Annotated in this window: 18 protein-coding genes; 7 read left to right on the forward strand and 11 right to left on the reverse strand. The window is 69.0% G+C overall.

The genetic code is table 11. The features are described from left to right. The first annotated feature begins 23 nt into the window (after positions 1-23). Together JOF36_RS27670 and JOF36_RS27675 are read left to right on the forward strand one after the other, a co-directional pair. Positions 24-2,828 (forward strand): TrlF family AAA-like ATPase, encoded by a 2,805-nt coding sequence (locus JOF36_RS27670; protein WP_210032620.1) that lies wholly within the window; start codon positions 24-26, stop codon positions 2,826-2,828. A 62-nt stretch (positions 2,829-2,890) separates the two neighbouring features. Then, positions 2,891-4,096, forward strand: a complete 1,206-nt coding sequence (locus JOF36_RS27675) for an IS701 family transposase (RefSeq protein ID WP_210032622.1) — start codon at positions 2,891-2,893, stop codon at positions 4,094-4,096. Positions 4,097-4,413: 317 nt separating this feature from the next. Here the strand turns inward: JOF36_RS27675 and JOF36_RS27680 are convergent, their stop codons facing one another. Continuing rightward, positions 4,414-5,613, reverse strand: coding sequence for an IS701 family transposase (locus JOF36_RS27680; protein ID WP_372447415.1), 1,200 nt, complete (start codon positions 5,611-5,613; stop codon positions 4,414-4,416). Positions 5,614-5,762: 149 nt separating this feature from the next. Here JOF36_RS27680 and JOF36_RS27685 point away from each other — a divergent pair, with 149 nt between their 5' ends. Both JOF36_RS27685 and JOF36_RS27690 read left to right on the forward strand, forming a co-directional pair. Further along, positions 5,763-6,233: a helix-turn-helix domain-containing protein gene (locus tag JOF36_RS27685; RefSeq protein WP_210024894.1), complete on the forward strand. Its 471-nt coding sequence runs from the start codon at positions 5,763-5,765 to the stop codon at positions 6,231-6,233. Between the two features lie 14 nt (positions 6,234-6,247). Next, positions 6,248-6,904: an IS630 family transposase gene (locus JOF36_RS27690; protein WP_307862736.1), complete on the forward strand. Its 657-nt coding sequence runs from the start codon at positions 6,248-6,250 to the stop codon at positions 6,902-6,904. 145 nt (positions 6,905-7,049) lie between these two features. Here the strand turns inward: JOF36_RS27690 and JOF36_RS27695 are convergent, their stop codons facing one another. Continuing rightward, a complete protein-coding gene (locus tag JOF36_RS27695) occupies positions 7,050-8,255 on the reverse strand; it encodes an IS701 family transposase (protein ID WP_210032622.1) in 1,206 nt (401 codons plus the stop codon). 1,005 nt (positions 8,256-9,260) lie between these two features. Here JOF36_RS27695 and JOF36_RS27700 point away from each other — a divergent pair. Further along, positions 9,261-10,136 (forward strand): IS5 family transposase, encoded by an 876-nt coding sequence (locus JOF36_RS27700; protein WP_210024831.1) that lies wholly within the window; start codon positions 9,261-9,263, stop codon positions 10,134-10,136. Positions 10,137-10,349: 213 nt separating this feature from the next. Next, entirely contained in the window at positions 10,350-10,859 is a 510-nt protein-coding gene (locus tag JOF36_RS41465; RefSeq protein ID WP_372447465.1) for an ATP-dependent DNA ligase, read from the forward strand. 99 nt (positions 10,860-10,958) lie between these two features. On the opposite strand, the gene JOF36_RS40385 is transcribed toward JOF36_RS41465, so the two are convergent. From JOF36_RS40385 to JOF36_RS27715, 3 genes are all read right to left on the reverse strand, one after another. Further along, positions 10,959-11,081 carry a hypothetical protein gene (locus tag JOF36_RS40385; protein WP_281071859.1) on the reverse strand — a complete coding sequence of 41 codons (123 nt, stop codon included), beginning with the start codon at positions 11,079-11,081 and terminating at the stop codon, positions 10,959-10,961. 295 nt (positions 11,082-11,376) lie between these two features. After that, on the reverse strand, positions 11,377-12,966 hold the full coding sequence (locus tag JOF36_RS27710) for a YfjI family protein (protein WP_210032624.1): 1,590 nt from the start codon (positions 12,964-12,966) through the stop codon (positions 11,377-11,379). Beyond that, entirely contained in the window at positions 12,963-13,922 is a 960-nt protein-coding gene (locus tag JOF36_RS27715) for a bifunctional DNA primase/polymerase (protein WP_307862622.1), read from the reverse strand. The genes JOF36_RS27710 and JOF36_RS27715 overlap by 4 nt, the downstream gene beginning before the upstream one ends. A 49-nt stretch (positions 13,923-13,971) precedes the next feature. Here JOF36_RS27715 and JOF36_RS27720 point away from each other — a divergent pair, with 49 nt between their 5' ends. Beyond that, positions 13,972-14,556, forward strand: a complete 585-nt coding sequence (locus JOF36_RS27720; RefSeq protein WP_210032626.1) for a hypothetical protein — start codon at positions 13,972-13,974, stop codon at positions 14,554-14,556. Between the two features lie 65 nt (positions 14,557-14,621). Here the strand turns inward: JOF36_RS27720 and mobF are convergent, their stop codons facing one another. The 6 genes from mobF to JOF36_RS27750 all read right to left on the reverse strand — a co-directional run bounded on the left by mobF (position 14,622) and on the right by JOF36_RS27750 (position 22,705). Next, entirely contained in the window at positions 14,622-18,806 is a 4,185-nt protein-coding gene (mobF, locus tag JOF36_RS27725) for a MobF family relaxase (RefSeq protein WP_210032628.1), read from the reverse strand. Between the two features lie 85 nt (positions 18,807-18,891). Next, complete coding sequence (locus JOF36_RS27730; protein WP_210032630.1) at positions 18,892-19,527, reverse strand: hypothetical protein; 636 nt, start codon at positions 19,525-19,527, stop codon at positions 18,892-18,894. After that, complete coding sequence (locus JOF36_RS27735) at positions 19,524-21,344, reverse strand: type IV secretory system conjugative DNA transfer family protein (RefSeq protein WP_210032632.1); 1,821 nt, start codon at positions 21,342-21,344, stop codon at positions 19,524-19,526. Before JOF36_RS27735 ends, JOF36_RS27730 begins: the two co-directional genes overlap by 4 nt. Further along, positions 21,344-21,958 carry a DUF2637 domain-containing protein gene (locus JOF36_RS27740; protein WP_210032634.1) on the reverse strand — a complete coding sequence of 205 codons (615 nt, stop codon included), beginning with the start codon at positions 21,956-21,958 and terminating at the stop codon, positions 21,344-21,346. Before JOF36_RS27740 ends, JOF36_RS27735 begins: the two co-directional genes overlap by 1 nt. Then, the gene (locus tag JOF36_RS27745; protein ID WP_210032636.1) at positions 21,955-22,443 is read right to left on the reverse strand and encodes a hypothetical protein; all 489 of its coding nucleotides are present in this window, start codon (positions 22,441-22,443) and stop codon (positions 21,955-21,957) included. Before JOF36_RS27745 ends, JOF36_RS27740 begins: the two co-directional genes overlap by 4 nt. 31 nt (positions 22,444-22,474) lie before the next feature. Continuing rightward, positions 22,475-22,705: a hypothetical protein gene (locus tag JOF36_RS27750; protein WP_210032638.1), complete on the reverse strand. Its 231-nt coding sequence runs from the start codon at positions 22,703-22,705 to the stop codon at positions 22,475-22,477. Positions 22,706-22,723: the final 18 nt, after the last annotated feature.

Genomic DNA, 22,723 nt, shown 5'->3' on the forward strand with positions numbered 1-22,723 from the left:
GGAAACTGACACGGAGCACTACCTTGAACTCTGGCGCACATTTCTACCGCACCGATTTCCAAGTCCATACTCCCCGCGACGCCAACTGGTCGGGTGCGCGCGCATCCACAGAGGAGGAGCGCCATGCCTATGCGAAGGAGTTCGTTGCCGAGTGTCGCGAGCGATCGCTAAACGCCGTAGCGATCACCGATCACCATGACTTCGCCTTCGTTCCATACATCCGGCAGGCAGCGGCGGCGGAGAGTGACGTGTCGGGCAGCCCTGGCGCTCCCTCGGAGCGCCTGGTTGTCTTTCCCGGACTCGAGCTCACCCTAGGCATTCCCTGTCAGGCCCTTCTCATCCTGGACGCGAACTTTCCGGACGAAAAGTTCAGCGCAATACTCGAGGCCTTGGCCATTCAGGAGACCGCCGGTGAGGCGGAGGCCCTGCCGCCGGTGACCAGGCTGGACCACATCCAGTCGTTCGAAGATCTCTACACCACTCTCGACCGGCGACCCTGGCTACAAGGGCGCTACACGGTGCTCCCGAATGTTACCGACGGCGGGTACGGGACACTGATGCGTTCAGGTATGCACGCAAAATACAAGAGCATGCCCTGCGTCGGCGGATACCTCGATGGAACGGTCGAAGCGAAGGCCAAGCCCGGCAGTGGAATCTCCAGGAAATTCGGAGGGCAGGACGCGAATTGGGGCAACAAGCGCATTGCACTGTTCCAGACATCAGACTCTCGATCACGAACTTTCACAGATCTGGGTAAGTACTCGTCGTGGGTTAAATGGGCCGAGCCGACAGCCGAGGCGTTACGTCAAGCCTGCCTCGCACAGGAATCGCGAATCGCACACACCCAGCCTGCGCTACCCACGATCTACATCGAGAGAGTTCACGTCAGTAACAGCTCGTTCCTCGGACCCGTTGATCTTGTCTTCAACCGGCAGTACACGGCGATCATCGGAGGCCGGGGCACTGGCAAGTCCACGATCCTCGACTACATCCGATGGTGCCTCGCGGACAACCCGGCGGTGGCGCCGACTGGTGACGGTGACACATCCGCTGACGGTCGCCGCCGCGAACTCGTCGCCTCCACACTGGCCGCCGTCGGCGGTCAAGTCGAAGTGACGTTCATCCTGAACGGAACGCGCCATGTCGTACGTCGCACAGGCGAGTCCGGCCAGCTCCTCCTCAAAGTGGGTGACGGCGAGTTCACCGCCGTGACAGAAGATCTGGTGCAGTCGCTTCTACCGGTCCACGCCTACAGCCAGAAGCAGCTCAGCAGTGTCGCTGTTCGCCCGAACGAGCTGACCCGCTTCATTACGGCACCGATCCTGCAGGACCTGCAGGCCAAGGACGGACAGGTCAACGACGCAGCGAACCGCCTGCGCCAAAACTACGGCTCCCTGCAGCGGGCTCGATCGGTCTCCCACGACATCGAACGCCTCGGCCTCACCGGCCGGTCACTGAGCGACCAAGCCGAACATCTGCGATCGCTTCTGACGGGGCTCTCCGCAGAGGACCAGCAAGTGCTGGCTGACCGGCCGGCTGTGGAGACAAGCCGTGAGACGCTGACCGCATTTCGTCGTACGGGCGAGCAGCTGACGACGGCCATGGCCGCCCTCCTCGACGAGGTCGACCGTCTGTCGGCCGGTCTGTCGCAGGTGCCACCTGCAGGGGCTCTTACTCAGAATCTGGAGGCGGCTCGGGATGCGGTCAGCGGAACCATCGACGCAATCCGCACAACGGTGCAACCAGCTCAGCAGGCGCTGGAGTCTTCGCTCAGCGCGGGAGGCACCCTCGCTTCTGCACTGTCGGCTCCGGAGGCCGAGCTGACAACGCTCGATGCTCAATACGAGGACGTGAAAGCCCGCTCGGCCATACACGCCCAGCAGCTCGATCAGCTGTCGAGCATCGAGGAACGACGCAAGGCCACAGCAGACCAGCTCGTCAGCCTGCGCGAGCAGCTTGCAACGCTGGGTAATCCTGAACAAGTCCACGCCATGCTGCGGCAGGAGCTGCTCAGGCTCTACGCCGAACGCTCCGCCTTGCTGGCTCAGCAGTGCGCGACAGTGACCGAGCTGTCCGGTGGCCTGTTGAAGGCGGAAGTCGTCCGCGGACGGGGCTTTCAACAGGCTGAGGAGCGATTCCGCGCGCTCGCCGCGGGATCCGGCGTTAGGGCAGCCAAGTTCGACGCTCTCTTCCTCGGGCTGGCCGCAGAGACAGCACCGCTCGAGACGTGGGAACGAATCCTCACCGAGCTTGAGCAGTTGCTACTGCTCGACGAAAGCACCGGTCTCACGACCGAGCAGACCCCGACGCTGTCACGACTGGGGCTGGCGATGAGCGATCAGGAACGCCTGCGTACGAAGATCACTGTCGACGCGTGGCTTGACTTGGCCCTCGTTCCGGTTCGTGACGAGCCCACGTTCTCCTACCGCACCAACGAGGCGCAGTACATCCGATTCGCCTCCGCATCTGCCGGTCAACAGGCGACGGCACTCCTGCGCGTGCTTCTATCGCAGACGGGAATGCCTCTAATGATCGACCAACCTGAGGAGGACCTTGACAGCCAGATCGTCCAAGAGGTCGTGACCTGGCTGTGGGAGTCGAAGAAGAGACGTCAGATCATTTTTGCCAGCCACAACCCAAACCTCGTCGTCAACGGCGACGCCGAACTCGTCGTCGTCTGTAACTACCGACGCGCTGGCGACCAGTCTGGTGGACATGTCGAGATCACCGGAGCCATCGATGTGAAGGGCGTCCGCGACGAAATTACCCGGGTCATGGAGGGTGGGGAGCAGGCCTTCAAGCTTCGGCGGGATAAGTACGGCTTCTAACCGGCTCTAGCCTAGTACTCCAGCCGCACTTCGTGATGTTGATGGTCTAGTCTTCCGATCTTGTGGAGGATGACGTAGATCTTGCGGCCTGGGCTGGTGGGCTGGACGGCTTGTTCGCGCGGGTCGCGGGCCGGTTCTTTCGGACCGAGCCGCGGCGTCGGGCGCGGGCCTATGTACGGGGGTTGCTGGCGCCGCTGGCGGGCAAGAACGGGTGGACGCTGGCTGAGGTTGCCGGGGACGCGACGCCGGATGGGATGCAGCGGCTGCTGAACTCTGCGCACTGGGACGCCGACGGAGTGCGTGATGACCTGCGTGGATACGTGGTCGAGCACCTCGGCGATACCGGCGGGGTGCTCATCGTCGACGAGACCGGGTTTCTGAAGAAGGGCAGCAAGTCGGCCGGGGTGCAGCGCCAGTACTCCGGTACGGCCGGGCGGGTCGAGAACTGCCAGCTCGGCGTGTTTCTGGCCTACGCCACCAGCAAGGGCCGAACGTTGATCGACCGGGAGCTTTACCTGCCCAAGTCGTGGACCTCGGACCGGGATCGCTGCCGGGATGCGGCGATCGGCGACGAGGTCGAGTTCGCCACCAAGGCCGTACTGGCGCAGGGGATGCTCGGACGAGCCCTGGACGCGGGTGTCCCGGCCTCGTGGGTGGCCGCGGACGAGGCCTACGGGCAGGACCACAAGTTCCGCACCTGGTGCGAACGCCGCCGCATCGGCTACGTCGTCGCGGTCCCACGGAGCCAGACCATCCCCGCCGGTGCCGGTTCGAGCCGGGCCGATCATGCCGTCGCCGGCGCACCGGAGCAGGCATGGAAACGTCGTAGCTGCGCGGACGGCGCGAAGGGCCCACGCCTGTTCGACTGGGCCGTGGCCTCGGTGTCGGCTGGTGAGCACACCCCGCCCGGCTGGGGTAGGTGGCTGCTGGTCCGCCGCCAGATCCTCACCGCCGCCCAGCTCGAGGCCGGGAAGGACCCGGAGCTGGCCTACTACCTGTGCGCCGGGCCGCCGGGCACCAGTGACGATGATCTGATCCGGGTTGCCGGCGCCCGCTGGGCGATCGAGGAATGCTTCCAGACCGCGAAGAACGAGGTCGGCCTCGACCAGTATCAGGTTCGTCGCTACGACGCCTGGTACCGCCACATCACCCTGGCGATGCTCGCCCACGCCTATCTGTCGGTCACCGCGGCGATCGCCCCAAAAGACCTGGTCACGGGCTCATCGCGCTCACCCTCGGCGAGATCCGACGTCTCCTGGCACACCTGACCCACACCGCCACCAACCACGCCCGCGTCTGGGCCTGGTCACGCTGGCGACGACGCCATCAACACCGAGCCCGCGACAGCCACTACCGACAACGTGCAGGCAATTCATAACGAAGTGCGGCTGGAGTACTAGTACTGCAACGGCACTCTGCTGTCAGTCGGGTGGTCTCTGGCCGCGGCGGCGGTAGTGGCAGGCGCGGGCTTGGTGCTGGCGGCGTCGGCGCCATGTGGACCAGGCGATCGTGCTGGCCACGCAGATCGCCGGGGTGAGGATCAGTCGAGCGAGGAGTCGTCGGATCTCATTGCTCGACAATGGGATCAGCTGGTCGTCGCCGGCTGGAGATCCCCCTTTTCACCGTCCTGGTCGCGTTCGGTGGCGCGGGTGGCGGCCAGGTAGGCGGCGGCGAGCATGGCCAGGGTGATGTGGGCATACCAGGCCCGCCACGATCGGACCTGGTAGTGGTCGAGCCCGGCCTCGTTCTTCGCGGTCTGGAAACATTCCTCGATCGCCCACCGCGCCCCGGCGACGCGGATCAGTTCCCGTAGCGGGGTGGCAGCGGGTGCGGCGCAGCGGTAGAACGCGAGTTCACGCACCGTCTTACCCTCGTCGGGTTCGGTCTGGCGACGGACGAGCAGCCAGTGCTCCCACCCGTCGGGCAGTCCCGTGGTGTCCAGGGCGACCGCGGTCCAGTCATAGACCCGCTGCCCGTGCGCTCCCGCCCCGATCGAGCGCTGTTCCCACCCGCTGGCGTCGGTGTCCCGGTCACGGGCACCGGCGATCGTGGCCAGGACCTTGACCTGGCGGCGGTGCCCGTCGGTGCAGCGCAGGACGTCGTCGTTGCGGGTGGCGAGCACGAACGGGATCTGGCGCTCGGTCAGCCAGGTGCGGAAGGTGGGGTTCTGGCCGTAGGCCTCGTCCGCGGTCACCCACGCCCCTGTCGTGAGTACTCCGGCCGAGCGGGCGCGTTCGAGCATGGCGATCCCGAGCTGCGGTTTCGTCGCGAACCCGACCTCGTCGGGGACGTCGGCCTTCGCGCAGCGATCGCGGTCCTCGGTCCACGAGGTCGGCAGATACAGCTCTCGGTCGATCAACGCCCGCCCTCGGGCGCTGGCATAGGCCAGGAAGACACCCAGCTGACAGTTGTCGATCTTGCCGGAGGTGCCGGTGTACTGGCGCTGCACTCCGGCCGAGCGGGTGCCCTTCTTGATGAACCCGGTCTCGTCGACCACGAACACCCCGCTCACCGGGTCGCCGAGGGCGTCGAGAACGTAGTCGCGCACGTCGTCGCGGACCCCGTCAACGTCCCAGTCCGCGGTGCGCAGCAGTCGCTGCGTCCCGTCCGGCGAGACTGCTCCGGCGTGCTCCGCCAGGGTCCAGCCGTTCTTGCGCTCCAGCCCAGCCAGCAGTCCGCGCACGTACGCTCCGGCCCGCGCACGGGGCTCACGACGGAAGAACCGAGGACCGATCGAAGCTATGACCTGATCCAACGCCGCCACCCACCCAGCAAGATCCACCACACGACGATCATCACCGCCGAACTCCGATCAGCCTCTCACGACACGCCGAACCGCCGTTGCAGTACTAGTAGCGTGTCGCCGCTAAAACTATCGCTATCTGGTGTATGAGCCTCTCATCATGTTGCTCGTGTTGAGAGGATGCCCAGACGATGGCTCGTCCGAAGGTGTTCACGATCGGCCTGTCGGCTGCTGATCGCGAGTTCCTGTCCAAGCTGACCGTGACCGGCACGCATCCGGCGCGGATGATCATCCGTGCTCGGGTACTGCTGGAGCTGGACGAGAACGTCGGCCCGGTGGACGCTCGGTCGATGGTCGCGGATCGGGTCGGGGTCTCCCAAAACACGGTCCGGTCGATCGCGAAACGGTTCGACGAGACCGACGGCGACGTGCTGGCCACGATCGGCCGCAAGCCGCGTGAGACACCGCCGGTAGCGCCGATCGTGACCGGCGAGGTCGAGGCCCGGTTGATCGCACTGGCCTGCTCGAGCCCACCGCAGGGCTATACACGCTGGTCGCTGCGCTTGCTCGAGCGTCAGGTCGCCCTGGTCGCCGACCTGCCCGATCTGGATCACTCCACCATCGGCCGAGTGTTAAAAAAACGAAACTGCGTCCTCATCTGAAGAAGTGCTGGACGATCCCACCGCACGCCAGCGCCGAGTTCGCCGCTCGGATGGAAGACGTCCTGGCTGTCTACGCCCGCCCCTATGACCCCCGCCGACCGGTGGTGTGCATGGACGAGAAGCCCTACCAGCTGCTAGGGCAGGTCCGCGAGCCGATCCCCGCCGAGCCCGGTCACGACCGCAAAGAGGACAGCGAGTACGTCCGCAACGGCACCTGCTCGATCTTCGTCTGGGCCGAACCCCTACGCGGCTGGCGCCGCGTCGACGCTCAACCACGCCGAACCAAGATCGACTGGGCCCGTCAGGTGCAGCACCTGCTCACCCACGACTACCCCGACGCCGACACCGTCGTGCTGGTCATGGACAACCTCAACACCCACGGAGTCGGCTCTCTCTACGAAGCGTTCGAACCCTCCACGGCCTTTGCCTTGGCACAACGACTGGAGATCCACCACACGCCCCGCCACGGCTCCTGGCTCAACATCGCCGAGATCGAACTTTCAGCTCTCACCCGCCAGTGCCTCGACCGGCGCATCACCGACATCGACACCCTCAACACCGAACTCGCCGCCTGGCAAGACGCCACCAACACCGACCACCGTCAGGTCAACTGGCAATTCACCACCACCGACGCCCGCATCAAGCTCCGCCACCTCTACCCCAACAATTAGATGCGACGGTCTACTAGTACTCCAGCCGCACTTCGTTATGAATTGCCTGCACGTTGTCGGTAGTGGCTGTCGCGGGCTCGGTGTTGATGGCGTCGTCGCCAGCGTGACCAGGCCCAGACGCGGGCGTGGTTGGTGGCGGTGTGGGTCAGGTGTGCCAGGAGACGTCGGATCTCGCCGAGGGTGAGCGCGATGAGCCCGTGACCAGGTCTTTTGGGGCGATCGCCGCGGTGACCGACAGATAGGCGTGGGCGAGCATCGCCAGGGTGATGTGGCGGTACCAGGCGTCGTAGCGACGAACCTGATACTGGTCGAGGCCGACCTCGTTCTTCGCGGTCTGGAAGCATTCCTCGATCGCCCAGCGGGCGCCGGCAACCCGGATCAGATCATCGTCACTGGTGCCCGGCGGCCCGGCGCACAGGTAGTAGGCCAGCTCCGGGTCCTTCCCGGCCTCGAGCTGGGCGGCGGTGAGGATCTGGCGGCGGACCAGCAGCCACCTACCCCAGCCGGGCGGGGTGTGCTCACCAGCCGACACCGAGGCCACGGCCCAGTCGAACAGGCGTGGGCCCTTCGCGCCGTCCGCGCAGCTACGACGTTTCCATGCCTGCTCCGGTGCGCCGGCGACGGCATGATCGGCCCGGCTCGAACCGGCACCGGCGGGGATGGTCTGGCTCCGTGGGACCGCGACGACGTAGCCGATGCGGCGGCGTTCGCACCAGGTGCGGAACTTGTGGTCCTGCCCGTAGGCCTCGTCCGCGGCCACCCACGAGGCCGGGACACCCGCGTCCAGGGCTCGTCCGAGCATCCCCTGCGCCAGTACGGCCTTGGTGGCGAACTCGACCTCGTCGCCGATCGCCGCATCCCGGCAGCGATCCCGGTCCGAGGTCCACGACTTGGGCAGGTAAAGCTCCCGGTCGATCAACGTTCGGCCCTTGCTGGTGGCGTAGGCCAGAAACACGCCGAGCTGGCAGTTCTCGACCCGCCCGGCCGTACCGGAGTACTGGCGCTGCACCCCGGCCGACTTGCTGCCCTTCTTCAGAAACCCGGTCTCGTCGACGATGAGCACCCCGCCGGTATCGCCGAGGTGCTCGACCACGTATCCACGCAGGTCATCACGCACTCCGTCGGCGTCCCAGTGCGCAGAGTTCAGCAGCCGCTGCATCCCATCCGGCGTCGCGTCCCCGGCAACCTCAGCCAGCGTCCACCCGTTCTTGCCCGCCAGCGGCGCCAGCAACCCCCGTACATAGGCCCGCGCCCGACGCCGCGGCTCGGTCCGAAAGAACCGGCCCGCGACCCGCGCGAACAAGCCGTCCAGCCCACCAGCCCAGGCCGCAAGATCTACGTCATCCTCCACAAGATCGGAAGACTAGACCATCAACATCACGAAGTGCGGCTGGAGTACTAGGAGGCGACTTAGAGGCCTTTGAGGTAGTCCCCCGTGGCAGACCCGACTGTCCCTGCGGTTTCCTCACCGGGAGTCGGCCGCGGGCGCGCTCTTGAGGGTCGCCAGGCGAGGGTCGGGCCGGGGCGTAGCTCCGACCTCCGTCCAGCGTCGACCTGCCTCTTGTGAGCGCACGGCTGCCTCGACAACGTCGAGGGTGTGTTGGCCGTCTTCGATGCCGGGCATCTGTGACAAGAACGGATGAGGTCGTCGCCATTGGCATCGGCGAGCAGCACATTGGCGAAATCCCGGTACAGGTTGGCGAACGCAAGGCCGTAGCCGTCGGGGTGTCCGGCGGCGAAGCGGCTGGCGTCAAGTGCGCCGTCGGTGGCCATCGGGCCGGTCTTAGTTAGGAGGGCCTCCGGCCCGTCGACGGGCCGCCACCGCATGACCTCCGCCCGCTCGTGGTCCCACGACAATGACCCGCGGTCTCCGTACACGGCGATCCGCAGCCCGTGCAGCGCGCCCGCAGCCTGGTAGGTGCTCCTGCACCGCCCAATCGCGCCGCTCCCGCATGCTGGCCGCCCCGATCTCCCTCGACCGCCTCGAGGAGCACTTCCGCGCCGGCCGCGTGCTGCTTGACGGCGAACCCGTGGAGAGCCTCGACGTGCGGGCGCCGCCCGGGATCCGGATTCACTTCGGCCCGCCTGACCTACGGCGGCCAGGGGGCCGTGTTCGGTCACCGTCGCCTCGGTCCGCGAGCCGAGCCACCGCGGGCACGGCCGGCCCTGCACCTGCTGATCCACCGCGGCCCCGGCGGGGTGTCGCCACTAGGCCGTGTTTAAGAAGTCGGAGGTGCGGGCGCTCGCGTGTCGGTCCGTGGAGATGAGTGAGGTCTCCGGTAGGTGATCAACGACCAAGAAGATCATCTGTCCGGAGACCTCGTTGACCAGGGTATCGAGCGGTGCACGTAAGGATATGACCGGCAAGCAGTGGCGGGTGCTGGAGCCACTGCTGCCTACGTCGTCGGGCCGGGGACGACCTCGCAAGTGGAGTCGCCGGCAGCTGATCGACGGGATCCGGTGGCGCACCCGAGTCGGAGCGCCCTGGCGTGACGTGCCCGAACGCTACGGACCCTGGCAGTCGATCTACGGGTTGTTCCGCCGCTGGCAGCGCGAGAAAGTGTGGGCGCTGGTCTGGTCGACGCTGCTGGCCTGGGCCGACGCGGCTGGGTTGATCCGCTGGGACGTCTCGGTCGACTCCACGATCAACCGCGCCCACCAACACGCCGCCGGGGCCCGCCGCAAGCCCGCCGAGCAGGTCGAACCACCCGGAGATGAACCCGCCGATCACGCCCTGGGCCGTTCCCGTGGTGGCTGGACCACGAAGATTCATCTGGCCTGTGAACAGGGCCGCGGCCCGGTGGCCGCGCTGATCACCGCAGGTCAACGGGGTGACTCGCCGCAGTTCATTCCGGTTCTCGACACGCTGCGCGTGCCCCGACTGGGGGCGGGGCGTCCGCGGACGCGCCCGGACCGGGTCCTGGCCGACAAGGCGTACTCGTCGAAGGCGAATCGTGACTACCTACGCCGCCGCAAGATCGCCGCGACGATCCCGATCAAGGTTGATCAGCAGGCCCACCGACAGGCCCGAGGGTCCGCCGGTGGCCGCCCACCAGTGTTCGACGAGCAGCTCTACCGGCAGCGTCACGCCGTGGAATGTGGCATCAACCTGCTCAAACAGCACCGTGCGCTCGCTACCCGGTACGACAAGTTGGCCGTGCGCTACGAGGCCACCTTCCAAGTCGCCACCATCAGCATCTGGCTACGCACCCTCGCCGCTGCGACTTCTTAAACACGGCCTAGGTCCATTGCCGACTACGGGCGAGGCCACTGTCTCCCACCCGTGGTGATCTGCCTATCGTCGCCGGATGGCAGCTCAACCGGCCGGGGATCGCGGGGGTGGAGTTCCCGCTGCGCCCGATGATCGCGGTCAACACCGACCACCTCCCCCAAAACCCCGCATGGGGACTGGTCCTATGAGGCCGAGTTCGACGGCTTCCGCTGCATTGCCCACCGCCGCGCCGATCGGATCGCCCTGCAATCCCGCCAGCAACGCCCACTCACCCGCTACTTCCCCGAGATCATCACCGCCCTCGAACAGCTCGACACCGCCGTCGTGCTCGACGGAGAGCTGGTGCTGTGGCGGGAGGGCCGGCTGGACTTCCCCGCCCTGCAGCAGCGCGTCCACCCCGCCGATGCGCGAGCCCGGCAGCTCTCCCTGGCCAGCGCGGCAGCCCAGCCGTCGGCGCGCAGCTACTCGCGGGTGGCGGCCGCGGCGTCCTGTTCGGCCCGGTCGCGGGCGCGTTCGGCGGCCCGCGGCCCGCTCCACCGCCTCCATCGCACGGTCGGTCCACTGTCTCCACCCGTGGTGATCTGCCTATCGTCTACGGATGGGTCGCCCGACGAGTACGAAGAGACCTACCATCGCGCCCGCGCCGGCAGCCACGTTACGAGCAGACCACGCACGCGGGTCAGGTCTCTATTAGCGGTCGTTGCCGTCCGCCGACCACAATGACAACACGCCCAGATCATCATCGACAGGGCGACAAGTCATGCCGCGGCCAGCGGCCTGCAAGCCCTCATCGGGCTTGATCAAGAAGGTAGCGGGGTTGGACTACCCGTTCGCCAGGATGTTCAGCTTGTACGTGGCCACGGAGACCCCGCTCAACTGCGCCGGCGTAGCCAGGGTGGCCAGGTCGGCCCCCACCGTGAAGTCCGCCCAGTAGGGCGTCGTCACGCCGAGCTTGGCTCGACCGTTTAACAACACCGGGACCGCCGCCGGGTTGCCCGCCGAGAGGCCGCCAGCGCCGCGTGGCAGCGCTCCTCGATGTCGGCCAGGTCTCCGGGCCGTTCGGTGTCAGGTCTTCAGCGGCCCACGCCCTCCTTACCGGCGGTCCGGCAGCGGAGCTGCGCCGCTCGGCGAGATTCCCCCGCCGCGTCGCCCTGCCGGTCCCGCAGACCGCCGCCGTCCCGATGGCGATGGACACTTGGCGGTCTGCCGCCGCGAAAGCCGCAGAAGCCGCACAAGTACCTCAGCGTCGACCTTCTGCGGCTTCTGCGGCTTGTGCGGCACGGGGATGGACCTCCCACACAGGCGAGGCCGGGCGCCCGCCGGTCGGCACCGATGAAGCGCCAAGGCGGAGGAAGCCGTGGTCGTGCAGGAGCTGAAGGGCAGGATCGAGATCAGCAACCTTGCGGAACCGGGCCCGCGACAACCCGGTGAACGCGTCTCGACGGGTGAAAGCCCTGCGGCCGGTGCGAGCGACCCAGCTCAGCACGACGCGGGCGTCATCGAGGGTCGGGTCAGCGCCCATCTGGTCAAAAACGGCCAGGGCGTGGCCGAGAAAGTAGTGACCCAACCGGGTCGCCGCCTCGACGTGCCGGACAGGAACGGGCGCGCCCCATCCGGTCGGCAGGACCTCGGCGAGGAACAGCAGCCCGGCGAGGCGCGCGATGGCTCCGTTGAGTTTCGACGCCCAGTCCGTGATGTGCGCCAGCTCCGCGTGCGGAGCAAGCCGAGGTTCGAGGTGGCGCTCCAGATCCAGGATGTGGCGGTCGGCGTCGCGGTGCAGCCGTAGCCGCAGCGGTTCTTGTTGTTCGGCGAGCAGGAGTACGAGGCGCGAGAGTCTGCTCGAATACGTCCGGTCCACCGGCGCCGGGACTGCCGGGGCCCCGATCTGACGGCGCCCGACCGTGTTCTCCGGGACCGAGTACAGGATCCGGGCCAACAGGCCGCGACCGCGGAAGCCGGGCATGCGGGCGATGTCGGTCAGCACCTCTGGTTGCAGGGCGAGCCCGAGCGTCAACGCAGGTGAGGCGACGTGCTCGGCCGGGCGGCCCTTGCGATCCACCCGCAGCAGGTCACCCGCGTGGCCCTTGAGGAACACCTCCAGCGACGGGACGCCACCGGAGTAGCGGCCGGCCAGGGTGGAGAAAATGCCGCCCTCCGCCGACAACACCGCCAACCGGCCGCCCTGCTCGGCAAGCAGCGAGGCAGCGGCTTCGGTGGTGACGTCGTCGGCGATCAATCTAGGTAGCGCCAGAACCGGCTTCTCCGCGTCCAGCGCCGCATCCGCAGCAGCGGCGAGGGCCTCGGCGCGAGCCGCAGAATCGCGCATGTTCACGGCATCGATCGTGCGGCGCTCGGCCTCCTTGACCGCGACCTTTCGCGCCAACTCGGCCTCAACGATCCGCGGGCGGGCCTGATCCACCAGCTGCTGCTCCGCCTCGAGAAGCGGTGCCGTCATAGCGGCAAAGACCGCGCTCTTGCGCGAGCCGGGTGGCATCGCGACAACCGTGTAGAGATTGCACGGCTCGCGCCAACCCGGCCGAACCTCGACCTCCGCCCGCCCACCCGCAGCGGTGGACAGCGCCGCGAGAGCGAGGCAGCCGGGCAGGTCGAGCGGAGTCTGGGTGAACTCCGCGACCGCCAGCACCATGTCCGCCACCCACGGCGGCAACGCATCCACTGGGAAAGGCGGCACCAACCGCCGCGGGGTCAGCGGCGTCGGGTCGGCTTCCCAGCGCTCGTTGACAGGTTCGTCGTCGCCGTGCAGAAGCGCCAGGCGTCGTTCGGCGTCGAGGCCAGTCAGGATGTCGTTCGCGGTGCGGCGCCTGCTCACGCCTTCTCCTCCAGTGCAGTGCGGCGCGGGGTTCGGGCTCCGGCAGTCAGGCCGGAGCGGATCGTCGCGTGCGCCTCCCCCGCCGGAAGCCCGATCGCCGCCGACGCCTCGGCCAACGCCGCGGTCGCCAAGCCATCCGGTAGCAGCCCGGCGCCGACGAGCTGACCGAGCGCGAACGCGGCCCGGTTGAGGGTGTCATTGCGCTGCCCACTCCCGGGACGTGCAGCCAAGACGTTGCCCAGCTCCGCACGCAGCGCCGCCGCGACATAGGCAGAACGGCGGCCGACGACCTCCAGAAGCGGAGCGAAGTCCGCCCGCCGGAGCCGCGGCTCCTCGAGCAGGCCCGCGATCCACCCCGGCAGAGCAGCGACCGGTGCCTCGGCGGCGCGGTAGCGGCGACCGCGAACGACTGACCCGGCCGCGACGACGTAACCGGCACGGCCTGCGGCACCGCGGGCCGTGGCCGTCGGCGAAGACGAACTCCCGGTCGCCGGCCCGGGTCGACCCCGTGCTGCAGCGCGCACGTCGATGAGCCAACCGAGCCGGCCCGCGGAGTTCCGGATCCGCGACCCGGCAGGAGCGGAGAAGTAGAGGTGCTCTCCCCCGCTCGCGGTCTGCACCGAATACGTCTCCACCGGCACCTCCGCGGTGTGCTGTTCGGCGAGCACAGCAAGGACATCAGCGCCATCGCGAATCCCCGGCCGGTCCCACTCCGGCGGGCGCACGGTGTCCGGCTTCGGCCCGTCCAGGTCCACAACGACCAACCCGGACGGGCCACACGCGATTCCGATCCCGAACGGCGCCCGCGCCCACGCCCGCCGGATCCGCGCCGGATCGGTGGTCGCGCGCGACTCCCAGTTCCGGATCGCGGGGCGCTTGTCCCCCACGCGCAGCGGGAACACTCTCCATCCGCGGGCTGCGTGAGAAAGCGCGGCTCGCAGGATTTCAACAGCCACGAGGCTCACCCCGTGAAGCCGACGGCCCTGAACCCGCATACTCGGGCGCATGACGTCGACGCCCACCCAGCCGCCCTGGGCGGTTCCGGGGCGCGCGGAGATCTCCGACCTGCACTGGCTGGCCTACGCCAACGTGCTCGAAGGGCGCGATCCGCTCCCGCGAGGGATCGTGGCGGCGTTGGAGTGGGTCCGTGGCGAGCGAGATGGGCCGCTGACCGGCCGATCCGAGCAACCGGTCACGGCGGCGCTGGCCCGGGCCGAGATGTGGGCTGCCGCCGAGATCGTCCATCCTGATGCGCCTGTACCGACTCGGACCCTCGTCGATGAGTTGGGCGTCGCCTATCGCCGTCCGCTTCCGATCGCACCTCACGCCGCAGAGGGAGTCCGACTCACCCTGCGCTGGCTTCTCGGCGACATCGATGCTTCGCCGCTCGACCTTCCGGCCCGCTGCACAGACGGGAACCTCGCCGAGGTCCACGTCCTGGTGCAGGCAGCGATGACAGCTGCACCACATCGGTCCTGGGGCCCCGAGGAACGTCACGCCGCTCGCGCGGAGGCGCAAGCTACCGTGGAGCGCTCTCGTCGTCTGCTCGATCGGATCGCGGAGATCCAGGCCCAGGTCACCTCGGCTTAGCGCTCGACGACCGGCTCGGAGTCCCATTCGACTGCCTCCTCTCGGCTGGTCGATCTCCACGGGGTCTACTCACGCATCACGGTCTCCTCCGCCTCTCGTTGGGCGTCGGCCTCGTCCCGTGCGGCGATTTCGGCGAGGGCGAGTTGGGCGCGCGCGACGGCAGCAGTGGTCTCGTCGACGGTCGGCACCCGACCTGAGGCGGGATCAGATCTTTCGTTGTCGGCGGCGACGCTGCGCTCGCGCAGGTCGTCGAGCACCGTCTCGGGCCCCGCGGCGACGTCGTATGCGGCGAGATCGCGCTCGACCACGTCCTGCTCACCGATTTCCCGGTACTCGTCCTCTACCTGCTGCTCGGCCCGGTGCACCGCCAGCCACTCCTCCGCGATGACGCGGTCGCCGGGATGAGCGAGATCGACTCCGCGTGCGCCCAGTTCGACACGTGCCCGCTCCGCGCGATCCCGGGTCTGCGCGGTGTGGGCGTACCACTGCGCTCGCGCCTGGTCGGCTTCCTCGAGCTGGGCGGCCTGCTCCCGAAGTCTCGCCGCTTCCGAGCGGGCCTGGTCCGCGGCCCGGGCCAGCCGCTCGCGCTCGGTCTCGTCACTCGTGGCGGCCGAGCGTGCCTCCCAGATCTCTGCGTCGGCGGCGCTCTTGGCTGCCTTCTGGTGGACTTGGTCCAGTTCGTCGCCGACCCAGCGCGGAGCCCAGGTCGTCTCGCGCTCGTAGGCGCGCACCCGCATACGGAGTTGCCCGTCGGTCAGGTCGGCTTCTTCAGCACCGGCCGCAGGGAGATCGAGTGCCCGATGAGCGGCCCGGAACATCGCCGACGACTCCGCGAGACCCGCCGGTGGCGCGGCCCCGAGCGGATCGCGCTCGTTGGTGTGCCCGGCGAGCTCGCGGTAGGCGCCTGCCCATCCGGCGCGCCGCTCCCACTCCTCCCGGCCGACGAGGTCGTCGGGAACCGGGCCGAGAACGGTGCGAGCCCACTCTGGCGGATCTTGGGCGAGCTCAGCCCCGATCTCGTATCGGCGGTTATCGACGTCGTCGGCCCTGTCCTGCAACCACCGTGCCCAGCCCGCCGGGGCGTCGCTCGGAACGAGATCAGCGGCCGAGGTGATCTCCGGCGTCAGCCGTCCGTGCAGGGTCGTCGTCACGCGATGGTGCAGCACCTGCGCGGGCGAACGGGCGTCGGACAGACTGCGCCCCTCCACAGCGGCCCGCAGCACCTTGTCGGGTTCGTGACCGGCGAGCTCCGCGGTCCGAAGCAACCGATCGAGACTGGAAAGTGCCTCGTCGGCGGCGAGTCGTTCGCGGATCTGCTGGGGCAGAACACCGTCGCCGACCAGCCGGTCGAGCGTCGCGGCGGTCCGTCCCGCCGTCACATGCGAGATGCCCTCGGCCAACTGCCCTACGTGCGTGAGCGCCGAGCAAGCGGTGATCTCGGCCTGCTCCCGCTCGGCGAGGGCGGTGCGCTCCGTGGCCGCTGCTGCGAGTACGTCGGTCAAGACGGCCCGAGCCGCCCGTGGCTCGGTCTGCAACGTCTCGCCAGGCAGAGCGTCCGGAGCCAGTCGTCGTGTGACCGTCCATGCGTTGTTCGCCTCACGCCCGCGGGTCAACGCGACGTACAGGGCCTCGGCGCTCGTCCCAGAGCCGAGGACCGCGTGCGAGGTGTCGACCGTGCGGCCCTGCGTGGCGTGGACGGTGCTGGCGTAGGCCAGGGCGAGGTGGGAACGGACGTACTCCGCGGAGAGCTGTAGCGGATCTCCGCCGCCGGTCGGGACGACCGTGAGCCCGCCATCGGCTCGGACGTCGCTCACGCGGTACGTGGACCGGTTGATGGGCGCTGTCTCATTGCCCTCGAACCCGATCAGGCTCCACCCGTTCCGCCGGGCCTGCACGAGATCCCCGCGACCGGCAACCGTGCCCTGCAGGCCCAACTCGACGCCCGTCGGCTCGACCCGACCCAGCTCGACCAACTGCCCACGGAGCGACTCACTGACCCGTCCCGCAGCCTCGTTGCTATCGACGATCAGCACCGAATCGCGGCCCGCGAGAGTGTCCGCCAGCCACGCTCGCGCCGCAGCCGCCTCGGCCTGTTCAGCCGTGCCTCCGTCGACGAGCCGGCCATGCCGTTCGTAGACGTCGAGCGCCTCCGGCTCCCCGGCGCGCAGACTCAGGGACGCGGTGCGCTCCCATTCAGCGGCGAAGCGGCGGACCTCGCCAAGCTCGTAGGTGATACCTCGCTCAGCGATGTCGGACATGCCACCACCGGGGCCCACCGCTCCGAGTTGGCGAAGGTCGCCGACCAACAGAAGCTTCGCCCCAGCCGCATCACAGCGCCGCACGATCTCCACCAGGTCGCCCGTCGACGCCATCCCGGCTTCGTCGAGGACCACAAGATCGCCCTCGCCCGGCTGCATCGTCGCTTCCGTGTTGGCCAGCCACCGCGCGGTGTTGGTCGCCTGCAAACCCTCCTCCACGAGCAGATCCGCGGCGACCTGTGACGGCGCGAGCCCGAGCACCCGGCGTCCGGTGTCCTGCCAAGCCTCGGTCAGCGCTCCGACCGTGAACGTCTTCCCGGTCCCCGCGGCCGCAGCCAGGACCTCAACGCGAGCCCCTGAGGTCAGGACCCCACGCACCGCCGCGGCTTGGTCGGCTCCCAGCTCATGACCGGACTCCGCGAACCTGCTGATCACGCCACCTGCGACCTCGTCGCTGAGAGCAGGGGCTCCGCGGGTCACGGCGGACCGCCGCAGCATTCGCTCAGCAGCCAGCTGCGTCGGAGCGCTGTAGCGGGCGCTTCCCGGGGCGACGAACATCGACTCCCCGTCGGCGCGCTGCAGCTCGACGGGAAGGTCGCCGATGGGCGGCGGGCCCAGCGCAACTGCCTGCTCGAGAGCGACATCGGTCAGCCGCTCGAGAAGGGGCCGAATATCGTCCGGGGACGATCCGAGGTGGCCGGGCAGCTCGTCGGACACTGCGCGCAGGAGATCAGATCGCGTCCACGAGGCGCGTGCACTCCCGACATTGGCGATCGCCCGCTCGACGACATCCTGAACCGACCACTCCCCCGGCGGGGCCGGCTGCTGAGCACGAGCCACAACGTGACCGGCGACCTGGCGCAGTCCACCGGAGATCGCCTGGCGAGATTCCCGCTCCCATCGGTCGAGGCGGTTCACGAGCGTCTCGGTGCCGTGCTCCTTCGCCGTCCGGGTCGCAAGGGTCGCCTGCTGTGCAATGCGCGTGCGTTCCAACGCCGACGGTTCTCTCCCGAACCGGGCGACGAACGCGTCGCTCAGCTCCCGGCTGCGGGAGGTGATGGCGTGACGGCGGGAGGAGAACAAACTCATCAGCTCCGCAGGGACGCCGACGACCTCCCGGGCTCTCCCATCGGGCCGGGTGGCCAACTCCACCCCGAGGCTGGTGGCGAGATGCGACTCCATGACCCGCTCGGCGATGGCGCCCGCAGCACCCCGGTGCGTGTGGAGGGTGCGGGAGTCGAGGGTGCGCCAGGTGCCATCGGCTGCCTGGACCCGGTTGAGGATCGCATTGTGGACATGGAGCTGTGGATCCCGGTCGCGGGAGTCGTGCTGGAGGAACTGGGCGACGACGAACTCGTGGGCGTCGACCCATCGCCCACCGCCACCCCCGTGGTGACCAGCGCGGGAATAGCCCGCGGCGTCCTGGAGGTAGTCGAGACCTGCCCTTGCACCTGCCAGAACCGCGTCCTCGATCGCCTGGTGGTGGGCCGCCCAAGCCGCTGCCGCCCGGTGGTCTCCTGCGGCGCGGGCGTTGTTGGCTGCCCGCTCGAAGGCGACGCCCAACACCGTGACGCTCTTCGGCGCCGAGAATGTCGCGTCGATGAAGGCGACGGCCTGCCGCGACGATGCCTCCGCCTGGGCCTTCAGCTCCGCGCGCCGCTCCGGCCCGGCGTCCGGCTCGGCAGCGATCAGACCGGCGTAGATCTCGTCGCCCGGGCGGTACTTGCGATGTGGGGCGGCGAGCGGCGCCGCCTCGCCCCAACTCGCCCGTGAGTGTGCTGCGGGATCGCGAGGGTCGGCGAGGTGCATGTAGACGGCCTCGATCAGGTCCGGATCGATCTCACCGGTCAGGCCGAGTCGCTCGGCGCCCGCGCCGTACCAGAGTCCCGCGGGCTCACCTGCCGCGACAGCGCCGGTGTAGTAGCCCTCGCGACCGCCTGACACCGGGCCGGTCAGATAGCCGACGTCGTGGCCGACGGCGAGGCTCAGCACGGCGACACTCGCAGTTCCATCGGATCGTGATGCCTAGGTGTGACTCGGTTCGTGATCTTGGGTAGTTGATCTTTGGGTCTATTGGTCATCGGTGGTTCTTCCGGTGCTGTTCTCGCTCGTGACGAGCGGCGGCGAGGAGTTCGTAAGGCGTCGGCTCGGGCAGGCGACGGCCGTTGGTCCATGAGTGGGCGATGCCGGATGCGGCGTCGGGGAGCGGTGCGACGGGCGGGACCAGGAGGGTGCTGTCCGGGGTGTGGAGCGCGAGCTCGCATCCGCCGACCGCAGCGTGCAGGCGGCGGACGACGCCGGGCCGGAAGCGTTCGTGCCAGTCCCCGATGCGTGACCAGGAGCCTGCGGACTCGTCGAATGCCGAGGCGTACGCGCCATGGAGCCACCACAGCTCCTCGACGACGGCTGGGTGCCAGAGCCAGCAGGACGGGAGCTCGGCGTCCGGATACCAGAGGTAGACCGCCTCGACCCATGACATGAGGTCCTGCAACCCGCCCGTGGCGACGTCCGGGTCGGAGACGCCTAGCCAGCCACCCACCGGACGGCCGCCCTCGCCCGCAGCGGGATCCGAAGCGCCCGCTGACGGGTGGGAACGGGCGAGAGTGGTGACGTCGGCGGCGAGCTGGCGAACGAGGGCCTCGAGCTCGCCCACCCGCCGTTGGGAGCGTTCGAGCGCCCGGGCGAGCGCCTGCAGCGTCGGCGCGTCCGTCATGTCCGTCGCTCCGAGATCGAGACGACGTTGTCAGTGTCGACCACTGTGGACGCAGGCCGGTCGCGACGAGTCGAGTGCGCGTCGTGCACCCGACGAGCGAGGCCGGCGAACCGATCCGGCCACCGCGAGGCGAGCGCGTCGGGCAAGCCTTCCATCACGGCGTCCCACCGGGCTCGAAACCGCAGGCTTCGTTGGTCGGCGCGTTGGGCCCGCGCGTGGGCGCGGACGTCTCGGCGCCGCCACGCCATTCGGACGTGGCCTACCACGGGCGGGATGCCCCGCCGGAACACGACGGCCGTCCCCGCGGGAAGGTTCGCGATCTGCGACGGCGCCAGCACCGGGACCCTGCGGACCGTTCGCGAGTAGGCGCGACCGTGCATGTCGGTCGTCGTGACCGGCTCGTCGCGCTCGCCGGCAAGGGTCGACCAGAACGCTAGGTCGTCACGGTCGCGGGTGCCGCCGAAGACCATGACGGACGCGGCGTTGTTGAGGATGATCGCCCCGCCGGTCTCACCCCAGCGGGCAATCACCTGAGCTCGTGACTGGAAAGCAGCGATGATCGTGACGCCTCGGCCGCCCATATCCGCCGTCCACGACTGCAGGGGCACCGGCGAGATCAGCGCGGCCTCGTCGAGGGCCAGTGTGAGCGGCGGGTCGAGCCGTCCGCTCGGACGAGTCGCCGCGAGCCGACGAGCTTCGCGGGCGACGTATCCGGTCAGGGCGCAGACCAGCGGCGCCGCCTGGGTCTCCTCCGCACCGAGCAGGTAGACCGTCGCGCTCGAATCCAGCAGGTTCGCGACGACGAAAGGGTGGTCGCCGCTCGCTGCGGTCGAGGCCGCGGGCGAGGTCAACCAGCCCAGTGCGGGCATGATCGTCGAGGTGATCGAGGTCCGGGTGCGATCGTTTGTCGCGATGAACTGGGTCGCGTCCTGGACGAGCTCCGGTGACGGCGAGGAGCGCAGCAGGGAGGTCACCTCGCGTTGCGCGCCGTCCGGATCGGCGACCCATCGGAGGACTTCGCGCATGGTGAGGCCCTCCCCCAGCGCCGCGGCATGCATGAGTGCCGCCAGGACCCGGCGGGCCTGGGCGTCCCAGAACTCGCGATCGTGTCCCGCGCCGACGCCGGCACCGAGGAGATCCCCCGCCCGCTCGGCCGCCGTGACGGGGTCCGCGCACCCGGTCAACGGGTCGAACGTGATCGTCGACGGGTGGCCGCCCAGCCCCACGGCGTTGAACACGTACACCGGTCCCCGCCTCGCGCGGAGTGGGCCGGTCAGCTCCAGCAGATCAGTGCGGGTCGAGGTCACCAACAGCGCGCCTTGCGCATCGAGCACCCGCCCCGCCAGCCAACCGGTCTTGCCGGTGCGGGGTCCGCCGAATATCAGGGTGACGTCCTCGACGGAGGACCAGACCAGCTGGATCCCGACCCTGCACAGCTCGATGCCGACGTCGACGGCCTTGATCGCTCCTCTGACCGACCGCGGCAATGCCGTGAGCTCGGGACGCACCGACGACGCTTTGCGGCGGACGGCCGATCCTGACGCGACCCGCGCGATGTCCACGGAGGACGCGACTCCGGACTTCCGCCGCGACCGCGCTCCCCATCGTGTTACCCGGGATGCCGTCCGGCTGCGCAGATGCCACGCCGTACCGCCCGCGAGCAGGGCCGGCACGGTTAACCACCAACCCAGGTGACCGACCAAGCGCCACAGCACTAGCACCCCGAAGAACGCCAGCGCTCCGCCCAGCCACCGCGCACCGCGGCGCCAGGCAAGCGCCGCACCGACAACGGCAGCGACCAACAGCACCATCGTCATCACGCCCCCTCCCCCGCGCCGGTGTGCCGCGATGCGGCGAGCAGCTGCCTGGCCTCGTGCTCGGTGACGCCCAACTCCTTGGCCAACCGACGTCGTCCGATGCCTTCGGCGATCAGCTCCGAAGCCCTGTCGCTCGACGTCGGCGGGGCGGGCGGCGCCGTGTCCCACCAACTCGTGGGCCCGTCGTCGTCGAGCTCCGGAACCACCGACACCTCGTCGACCACAACCGGTATCCGACCGAGCAGGACGGCGAGATGGACGACGGCTCCGAGGACCGCAGGCGCGATCCCGGACACTGCGACCACCACCCACCACGGCGGTTGCAGGCCATAGGCCTCGAGCGCGTGGCCGAGCGCATTGGCGACGACCGACAACGCCAGCAGGCTGAGGGCAAGAGCGCGGGCAAAACGCCGCGCCACGTCGCCGGCCCAGACACCGAGCCACACGATCGATCCGCCCGCGGCGCCGGCGTCGACGACGACCGGCAGCAGCCATGCGAGCCGGGAGTCGAAGCCGCACTGACGCGCCAGGTCGCGCAGCGAGGAGAAGGACAACACCGCGGCGGCTGCGGCGACGACGCCGAGGATCGCCAGCAGCCAGGTTCGTATCGTCATGACTGCCGTCCCCGGTGCAGGCGGACGCACTCCTTCGCGTGGCCGGACTCGTTGTCGGACACCGACGCCTCGTAGGGCCCGGAGTCGATCACCCGGCCTCGGCAGCTCGCGCAGGTCCAGCGTGCGGTCGGCCGCCAGACGGGACGGTGCCGCTGCACCGCCTGCCCCTCGACGACCACCTCGAAGGCCATCTGGGCCGGGTCCCCGTGGTCCTCGCCGAGACCGAGCGCCGCGGCGATGTCGTGCCACGACCGTCCGGCGGCGCGTGCCTGCACTGTGTGGTTGTAGAGCTCCGCCCGGCCGACCGACTGTACGAAGGCCGCCGCCCGTACCCCGGCCAACGGATCGTCGAGTTGCCGCGCAGCGAGCCCCCCGGGACCGGCTGAAACCTCGACGACGGTCGCGCCGAAGACGTCGCACGCAATCCGCCAGATGTCGGTGGACTGCCGGTAGCGGGCAAGTCGCGCGGCCTCCTCGCCGTTCACGCCGGTCTCCTGCCCTGATCGGCCACTCTGGTCACTGGGCCCCATCCGATCCCTCCCCGTTCAGGACGGGCGTCGCCGCGCCGTCCACCGTGCTCACGAACTGCTCCACCGCGCCCGGGACGCCCTGCCCCAGTGGGGTGGCCACGAAGAGCGCGAGAGCGATGAGCGAGAAGACGACCGCGCCCGCGGGCACCCGCGCCTTCGCACAGATGAACGCCCCGAGCAGCGCCAGGAAGATGGCCACTCCGATGCCGGTCGCCATGACCGATCGCTCCTTCCG

Origin of the sequence: Pseudonocardia parietis (genome assembly GCF_017876315.1) — a bacterium.
Lineage (GTDB): Bacteria > Actinomycetota > Actinomycetes > Mycobacteriales > Pseudonocardiaceae > Pseudonocardia > Pseudonocardia parietis.